This window comes from Bacteroides sp. RTP31139st1_H2_RTP31139_211217 (assembly GCF_040227615.1).
In the GTDB taxonomy this organism is placed as follows: Bacteria; Bacteroidota; Bacteroidia; order Bacteroidales; family Bacteroidaceae; genus Bacteroides; species Bacteroides uniformis.
Window position 1 is genome coordinate 1 of sequence record NZ_JBCNZM010000120.1, and the last position, 5,083, is coordinate 5,083.

6 protein-coding genes are annotated in these 5,083 nt (G+C 45.6%); all 6 read left to right on the forward strand.

Translation table 11 applies throughout. The features are described from left to right. Positions 1–362: electron transport complex protein RnfA (locus ABUA47_RS17230; RefSeq protein ID WP_349831814.1), on the forward strand; the 362-nt coding region annotated here is incomplete at its 5' end. A gap of 131 nt (positions 363–493) precedes the next feature. Beyond that, positions 494–1,528 (forward strand): UDP-glucose 4-epimerase GalE, encoded by a 1,035-nt coding sequence (gene galE, locus ABUA47_RS17235; protein WP_005836990.1) that lies wholly within the window; start codon positions 494–496, stop codon positions 1,526–1,528. 611 nt (positions 1,529–2,139) lie between these two features. Then, entirely contained in the window at positions 2,140–3,675 is a 1,536-nt protein-coding gene (atpD, locus tag ABUA47_RS17240; protein ID WP_005829130.1) for a F0F1 ATP synthase subunit beta, read from the forward strand. A gap of 19 nt (positions 3,676–3,694) precedes the next feature. Then, a complete protein-coding gene (gene atpC, locus ABUA47_RS17245) occupies positions 3,695–3,943 on the forward strand; it encodes an ATP synthase F1 subunit epsilon (RefSeq protein WP_034523421.1) in 249 nt (82 codons plus the stop codon). A 41-nt stretch (positions 3,944–3,984) separates the two neighbouring features. Further along, positions 3,985–4,404 (forward strand): hypothetical protein, encoded by a 420-nt coding sequence (locus ABUA47_RS17250; protein WP_005829126.1) that lies wholly within the window; start codon positions 3,985–3,987, stop codon positions 4,402–4,404. Further along, a partial coding sequence (locus tag ABUA47_RS17255) for a F0F1 ATP synthase subunit A (protein ID WP_349831816.1) occupies positions 4,388–5,083 on the forward strand: 696 nt, incomplete at its 3' end. The genes ABUA47_RS17250 and ABUA47_RS17255, both read left to right, overlap by 17 nt.

A 5,083-nucleotide genomic window follows, 5' to 3' on the forward strand; every position in this document is an offset into this window, starting at 1 on the left:
CTATTACCTTTATCCTGGTGATTGCCGCATTGGTGCAGATGGTAGAGATTATCCTGAAGAAAGTTTCTCCTTCTCTGTATCAGGCCTTGGGCGTGTTCCTGCCGTTGATTACTACCAACTGCTGTATTCTCGGTGTGGCTATCCTTGTTATCCAAAAAGATTATGATTTGCTGACGGGAGTGGTTTATGCATTCTCCACGGCACTTGGTTTCGGCTTGGCACTGACACTGTTTGCAGGCCTGCGCGAGCAAATGAGCCTGGTTAGTGTACCGAAAGGTATGCAGGGTACTCCGATAGCTTTGATTACTGCCGGACTGCTGGCAATGGCATTCATGGGCTTTTCGGGGGTTGTGAAGATTTAAAGAAGAAAAAATGGAAATAAAGTGGAAGGGGGATAAACTAAAATTTATCCCCCTTTTTCTGTTTTTATTAATTTATTTCCTTACATTTGTGGCGTATTGATAACCTAAAAGCTAAATTATCTATATTTAATATGAAAGGGAAAATCTTAGTTACGGGTGGAACCGGTTATATTGGTTCTCACACGGTGGTGGAACTTCAAAACGCAGGTTATGAAGTTGTTATTATTGATAATTTGTCAAACTCCAGCGCAGATGTTGTAGATAACATAGAGAAGGTATCGGGCATCCGCCCTGCATTCGAGGAATTGGATTGCTTGGATTATGCCGGTCTTGACGCTGTGTTTACCAAATATAAAGGCATTAAAGCCATCATTCACTTTGCGGCCAGCAAGGCTGTGGGTGAATCTGTCCAGAAACCGTTGCTTTACTATCGTAATAACCTGGTTTCACTGATAAACCTGCTGGAATTGATGCCGAAGCATGGAGTGGAAGGTATCGTATTCTCTTCTTCCTGCACAGTTTACGGCCAGCCGGACGAACTTCCGGTAACGGAAAAGGCACCTATTAAGAAAGCTGAGTCTCCGTATGGAAACACGAAGCAAATCAATGAAGAGATTGTACGTGATACGGTTGCTTCCGGTGCTCCGATAAACGCCATCTTGTTGCGTTACTTCAACCCGATAGGTGCACACCCCACAGCATTGCTGGGAGAGTTGCCTAACGGTGTACCGCAGAACTTGATTCCTTATCTTACCCAGACCGCTATCGGCATCCGTGAGAAACTGAGCGTGTTTGGTGACGATTATGATACTCCCGACGGTTCTTGTATCCGCGACTTCATCAATGTAGTCGATTTGGCCAAAGCACACGTAGTGGCTATCCGCCGTATCTTGGAGAACAAGCAGAAGGAAAAAGTGGAAGTATTCAATATCGGTACAGGTCGTGGACTTTCCGTATTGGAACTGATTAATGCTTTCGAAAAGGCTACCGGTGTAAAACTGAACTATCAGATAGTAGGGCGGCGTGCCGGTGATATTGAGAAGGTATGGGCAAACCCGGAATTGGCAAACAATGAACTGGGTTGGAAGGCAGAAACAAGTATTGAAGATACTTTACTTTCTGCATGGAAATGGCAGTTGAAGCTTCGTGAAAGAGGTATTCAATGACAAACTTTGAATTTGTGTTTTTTAACAAATAGGCAATAAACAAATGCCTCCCCGCATTTGTTTATAATGTGCAAATCAGCCTGAAGCTGTTTATGTATATGTGAATATCCGTAACTAGTACGTATGCCTCCCCGGCATAGACAGGTAAGATTGCATAGTAGTTTTGTCGTGTTTTATTTTGTGTTTGTGTTGTGAATAAGCCTTGTCGAGAGACAAGGCTTATTTTTTGTATATTATATACAGAACCTCTGTTGTCAATTCAGTGTTTTTTTCATAAGATGGGTGGGCAATTCCTTTTTCTTGCTAATTGTTAACTGACGTTATCATGTCTGTAACAATTTGTTCCAATTGTAGTATTAATCGTTCAAAATAGTTTTTTTTGTTCAAAAAATGCTATACACGGTAACAACTACATGCAAATTGTTTATACATTTGCGTTGTTGTTTATGTAACTATTGGGATGAACAAACCATAGCTGACAAACGTTAATAGGTACGAGTACATAGCTGATGAAAGACGCGACTTGGCTGACTTGTTAATGAGGATACACGCGACTTACAACTTAGTATTGGGAAAAATAATTAAGGAAATATAGAATAAAAAGATTGCTTATGTCACAGATTGTCGGACATATCTCACAGGTAATCGGGCCTGTAGTAGACGTCTATTTCGAAGGAACGGAGGCAGAAATGATGTTGCCGAGTATTCACGACGCACTGGAAATAAAAAGGTCGAACGGCAAAAGACTGATTGTAGAGGTACAGCAGCACATTGGTGAAAACACGGTGCGTACTGTTGCTATGGACAGTACGGACGGCCTGCAGAGAGGAATGACAGTGCATCCGCTGGGAGGCCCCATCACCATGCCGATAGGTACACAAATCAAAGGCCGCCTGATGAACGTAGTGGGCGACTCTATCGACGGCATGAAGGAGTTGGACCGTACAGGTGCTTATCCCATCCATCGCGACCCCCCTAAGTTTGAAGATTTGACTACCGTACAAGAGGTGCTTTATACAGGCATCAAGGTTATCGACTTGCTGGAACCATATAGCAAGGGCGGTAAAATCGGTCTGTTTGGTGGCGCCGGTGTAGGCAAGACGGTGCTTATCCAAGAGCTCATTAACAATATTGCGAAGAAGCAGCACGGCTTCTCTGTGTTTGCCGGTGTAGGAGAACGTACACGTGAAGGCAACGACCTGCTGAGAGAAATGATTGAATCCGGTGTTATCCGTTACGGAGAAGAATTCAAGAAAGGTATGGAGGAAGGCCATTGGGATTTGTCCAAAGTAGATTATGACGAAGTGGCCAAATCACAAGTGTCTTTGATATTCGGTCAGATGAACGAACCTCCCGGTGCGCGTCAGTCCGTGGCATTGTCTGGGTTGACGGTGGCCGAGTCCTTCCGTGACATGGGAGCGGAGACGGACGGTCCGCGTGACATTCTGTTCTTCATTGATAATATCTTCCGTTTCACCCAAGCCGGTTCCGAGGTTTCGGCCTTGCTGGGCCGTATGCCTTCTGCCGTAGGCTATCAGCCGACACTGGCAACGGAAATGGGTGCCATGCAGGAGCGTATTACCTCTACAAGAAACGGCTCCATCACTTCCGTGCAGGCTGTATATGTGCCTGCCGATGACTTGACGGACCCGGCACCTGCCACAACGTTTACCCACCTCGATGCCACCACGGTGTTGAGTCGTAAGATTACTGAACTTGGTATTTATCCTGCTGTGGACCCGTTGGAATCTACTTCACGCATTCTCGACCCACACATCGTGGGGGTAGAACACTACGAAGTGGCACAACGTGTAAAACAAATATTGCAGCGCAACAAGGAATTGCAAGACATTATCTCCATCCTTGGTATGGAGGAACTCTCTGATGCCGACCGTACGTTGGTGAACCGTGCACGTCGTGTGCAGCGTTTCCTTTCACAGCCGTTTGCCGTTGCCGAGCAGTTTACGGGTGTCCCAGGTACAATGGTTTCCATTGAGGACACTATCAAAGGCTTCAAGATGATTCTTGACGGGGAGGTGGACTACCTGCCCGAACCTGCTTTCTTGAATGTGGGAACCATTGAAGAAGCCATTGAGAAGGGTAAGAAACTACTGGAGCAGGCAGGGGGAAAAACGATTAAAAATTAAAAGTCTGGGAGCTTTGATGATGAAAAAGTTGCATTTGAATATTGTTTCACCGGAGAAGGAACTCTTCAACGGGGAAGTGGAAAGTGTTACATTGCCGGGCACTATGGGCTCTTTTTCTATCCTGCCGCAGCATGCACCGATTGTATCATCGTTGGGAACGGGGAAATTGATTTACGCAACGGACGGTGAGGAACATGAGTTGGATATTCAAAGCGGATTCGTGGAGATGAGTAACGGAAGGGTTGCCGTCTGTATAGAACAGCAATAGGCTATTAAAAAATTAAAAATTAAAAAATAGAGGTTGTTGGCGTGACTATTACTAAGAGAAACTACTTATTGCATACAGCGCTCTTGACGGTATTGATAGGAATTGTAGGCGGTTGGGCGTATTTTTCGATAAATCCGCATCACTATTTCGGCGGTTATCCGCTGATTCCGCTTTTCTTCTTTGTTTTCGGAGTATTCATGATTAATATGACCGAAAGCTGCCGTCACCGGATGCCAGGACGAATGTTGCAGATTTATCTGCTGATGCGTGTGATGAGAATGCTGGTCTCCATGATTGTGATGCTGGTTTATTGCGTTGCAGTACGTGAGGAAGCCAGGGCGTTTTTGTTGACGTTTATAGCCAACTATCTGATATATTTGATTTATGATTCCTGGTTCTTCTTCACTTTTGAGGCGAATCGGAAACTGAAAAAGAAAAGTAACAATGAAAAGATTGCGTAACATACTGACTGTAATTCTGCTGGCACTGGGCATGTTGCTACCCGCCACGGTGCGGGCCGAGAATACGGTGGACGTGAAGGAGATTGTCTTCGGGCATATCGGCGATTCTTACGAATGGCACATCACGACGTGGGGCGAAACTCACGTTACGATTCCTTTGCCGGTAATAGTGCATAGCTCTACCACCGGATGGCATGCCTTTCTATCCTCACGTCTGGAGGAGAACGGTGGAAGTTATGAAGGCTTTTCCATCGCTCCCGCAGGAAGCAAGTACGAAGGCAAGCTGGTGGAGTATGATGCCACCGGAAACGAAATACGCCCGTTGGACATCTCCATCACGAAGGTGACACTGGCTTTGCTCATCAACAGCGCATTGCTGCTTCTCATCATTTTGAGTGTGGCGCACTGGTATCGCAAGCACCCGCAGGGAAGTGCCGCTCCCGGTGGTTTCATCGGGTTTATGGAGATGTTTATCATGATGGTGAACGATGATATTATAAAGAGCTGTGTCGGTCCGAAGTACCGTAAATTCGCACCTTACTTGCTGACGGCCTTCTTCTTTATTTTCATCAACAACATTATGGGGCTGATTCCTTTCTTTCCCGGAGGGGCCAACGTGACGGGAAATATAGCCATTACGATGGTATTGGCCATCTGTACTTTCTTGGCCGTGAATATC